This is a genomic window from Nonomuraea sp. NPDC005650 (assembly GCF_040605375.1).
Lineage (GTDB): Bacteria > Actinomycetota > Actinomycetes > Streptosporangiales > Streptosporangiaceae > Nonomuraea.
Genome location: NZ_JBEXCR010000121.1, coordinates 1 through 3,061 on the forward strand (window position 1 = coordinate 1; position 3,061 = coordinate 3,061).

Genomic DNA, 3,061 nt, shown 5'->3' on the forward strand with positions numbered 1-3,061 from the left:
CGCGGTGGAAAATCTTGGCCGACCACTCATCAGAGATGACGTGATGCATGCACAACGCCAGAATGTGGTCCCGGTCGCTCAGCCGGAGCAGGCTGCCCCGGAGCAGAGGCCCTGCGGCCAGGTCGAACGGCGTACCCGCGTCGGCGGCGATCAGCGCCTGTGCTTCCTGCTCGCTCGCCACCTCGGCGACCGGCAGGTCGAAGTCGGCGGGCGGATCGATGACCTGATGCGGAATGCCATCGGCATCGGCGACCAGCCGAGTCCGCAACACCTCATGCCGCTCCACCAGCGCCGTCAGCGCAGCACGCAGAGCGGGAACATCGAGATCGCCAGGCAGCGCGATGGGAGTAGGCGTGTTGTACTCGGCCGATCCCGGATCAAGCTGAGCCAGGAACCACAACCGCTGCTGCGCGAACGACAACGGCAACGGTCGATCACGGTCGACCGGCACGATCGGCGGCCTGCTGCTGCCATTCGCCCCATCCACAAGCGGCGCCAGCCCACCGACGGTCGGCTGATCGAACAGCGCCGCCAGAGGAAGATCCACCCCCAGCACCGCCCGAATACGGGTGATGACCTGGGTGGCCAGCAGGGAATGCCCACCCAGATCGAAGAAGTTGTCCCGAACACCGACCTGATCCACACCGAGCAACTCGGCCCAAATCCCGGCCAGCAACAGCTCCGTCGCCGTCACCGGCGCCTCATAACCACCCGCGAGCTCCGGCCGGCTGCCATCCGGAACCGGCAGCGCGGCCCGATCGATCTTCCCGTTCGGAGACAACGGGAAGGCCGCCAGCTCGATGAACACCGACGGGATCATGTACTCCGGCAGACCAGCCGCCAGATACGCCCGCAGATCATCAGCGGCAGGAACACCCACCGCCGGATCGGCCGGAACCAGATAGGCGACCAGCCGCTGACCGGCACCGGCCTTGCCCCCTCGGCCACCCTGACCGTCACCCTTGCCGACACCGTCACCACTGCCGACGCCATCGTCATTGCTGTTGGCGGCACCGGTGCGGATGCCGTTGCCGTTGCCGTTAGCGGTGGAGGTGCCGTTGACGGTGATGGTGTCGTTGTCGTTGTCGTTGTCGGTACCGGTGTTGGTGCTGGCCTGGTGGGTGGTGACCAGGGCCGCGGCGATGTGCGGATGGGCGGTCAGCGCGTGCTGGATCTCGCCCGGCTCGATCCGGAAGCCGCGGATCTTCACCTGATGGTCGGTCCGGCCCAGGAAGGCCAGCTGGCCATCCGGCCGCCATGCGGCCACGTCACCGGTCCGATACAAGCGAGACCCGTCACCGGCGAAGGGATGAGCAACGAAACGCCCCGCCGTCAGCGCCGGCCGATCAAGATAGCCCCGGGTCAGACCGGCACCGGCGATGAACAACTCACCCGGCACCCCCACCGGCACCGGATTGAGATGCCGATCCAACACAAACGTGCACGTGCCAGGCAGCGGCACCCCGATCGGCGTCGGCCCCGCCGGCTGCCGCCCCAGCGGCACCAGCCCCGTCCGCCCCACCGACCCGCCCGAACCCCCGGCACCACCCCGAGCACCGAGATCACCGTCCCGAGCACCAAGGCCACCATGCTGAGCACCGTGGTCACCGGGCTGAGCACCATGATCGCCGGACCGGCCGGACCGGCCGGACCGGCCGTGGTCGGGCTGGTCGTGGTCGGGCTGGTCGTGGTCGGGCTGGCCGTGGTCGGGCTGGCCGTGGTCGGGCTGGCCGGGGGTGGGCTGGTCGGGGGTGGGCTGGTCGGGGGTCAGGACGCTGTAGGTGGAGTCGATGGTGGTCTCGGTGATGCCGTACGCGGTCAGCAACCGCGCCTGCGGCAGCACCCGATGAGCCCGCCGGGCATGGCTGGTATGCCAGGTGTCGGTGGTGGCGATCAGCAGCCGCAGATCCGGCAACGTCGCACCGGCCTGCTCCAGATGGGTGACCAGATTGTCGATGTGCTGCGGAGCCGCCTCCAGCGCGCTGACACCCGAAGCCCGCAACACCCCCGCCCACCCGGCCGAATCCAGTTGCACCTGCGCCGCGGCCAGCACCAGCGTGCCCCCATTGGCCAGCGCACGCACCACATCCGCGGTGAACACATCGAAACTGATACTCGTCAGACTCAGCCACCGATGCCCCTGACCCGGCCCGAAATGCGTACCCGACCAGGCGGCCAGCAACGCCACCAGATTCCCATGCGCCAGCGCACTGCCCTTCGGCCGCCCCGTCGACCCCGACGTGTAGATGACCGCCGCACTCTGCCCAGCCGCCACCACCACCCCCGGCGCCCCCACCGGATATCCCTCCAGCACCCCCGCCACCTCCGGCAGCACCAGCACCCGCGCCCCACCCCAACCGGTATCCGAACAGGCGGCCGAGTCAGCGGCCTCACGGGAAACCGGGCTGGCGGCTCGGTCGGTGCCCAGGCTGGCGGCAGGGTTGATGGCGGGGTTGGCTGCGGGGTTGTCGGTGAGCAGGATGCCGGCCCGGCTGTCGGCGAGCATGTGCGCCAACCGGCCTGCCGGATAGCCCGGATCCAACGGCAGATACGCCGCCCCCGCCTTCCACACCGCCAAAATCGCGACGATCAACTCCGGAGTCCGCCCCAGATGCAGACCCACCACACACTCCGGACCCGCACCCAAAGCGAGAAGATGGTGAGCCAGCCGGTTCGCCCGCTCGTCCAGCTCCCCATAACTCAGCTCCACCCCCTCACACGACACCGCCACCCGACCCGGATGCACACCAGCCCGACCAGCGATCAACTCATGAACCGCAGCACCGATCCCCCCGACTCCCCCGGCCTCGCCCCTCCCCGCCTCAGCCTGCTTGGCTTCGGCCGAAGCAAGGACGGGCGGATGCGTGGTCCAGGTGACGGTGAGCTGCCGCTGCTCGGCAGGAGTCAGGAAAGGCAGCGCCGACAGCGGTCGCTCGGGACCGTCGGTGATGGCGGTCAGCAGTACCTGGAGGTGCCCGATCAGCCGCTCGATGGTGGCCTGGTCGAACAGGGCGGTGCTGTATTCGAGGGCACCGCTCAGGCCGCCGTGCGGGTTGGGAGC

Annotated in this window: 1 protein-coding gene; it reads right to left on the reverse strand. The window is 69.2% G+C overall.

Annotation, left to right across the window (positions count from 1 at the left end; all coding sequences use genetic code 11):
• The coding region (locus ABZS69_RS66845) for an AMP-binding protein (protein WP_355395561.1) at positions 1-3,061 on the reverse strand (3,061 nt) is incomplete at both ends.